The organism is Treponema endosymbiont of Eucomonympha sp., assembly GCF_001028545.1.
On the sequence record NZ_BBPW01000647.1, the window covers coordinates 1 to 445 of the forward strand.

Below are 445 nucleotides of genomic sequence, written 5' to 3' on the forward strand. Positions count from 1 at the left end.
GTCCGCGTGTCTTGCTTAAGTCAATCATCGTGGTGAATACCATATCGTTTGATTCGGAGCCGCCTGACGTAAAGATAAGTGCTTCTGGTTTCACGTTGACGAGCGCAGAGACCTGTTCCCGCGCCACCGTAATTTTTTTTGCCGCAACGCGACCGTCTTCGTGCAGACTTGACCCATTCGCGTATGACCCAAGTTCCGCAATATAAAACTGCCGCACTTCCTCGGAAAGCGTAGTCGTCGCGTTGTAGTCAAGGTAGATTCGTTTATTCATGTATACCGTTGGAAATAATCCCCCCCCCCCACATTAATGCCTTTTTTATATATCCCTCCTGTTTCCCCATGGTCTATCGCGCGCCGCGGAGTTCCAAATATATTCTCCTACGCCTGGCTGTTTTCGCCAGCCTTGCCTAATTAATTTTTATTTGAACAAACAGCGCGTATTGTT

General features: G+C 48.1%; 1 protein-coding gene. It reads right to left on the reverse strand.

What is annotated here, in order from left to right:
* A partial coding sequence (locus AWU74_RS08475) for an aminotransferase class V-fold PLP-dependent enzyme (RefSeq protein WP_162505118.1) occupies window positions 1–271 on the reverse strand: 271 nt, incomplete at its 3' end.
* Between the last annotated feature and the right edge of the window lie 174 nt (window positions 272–445).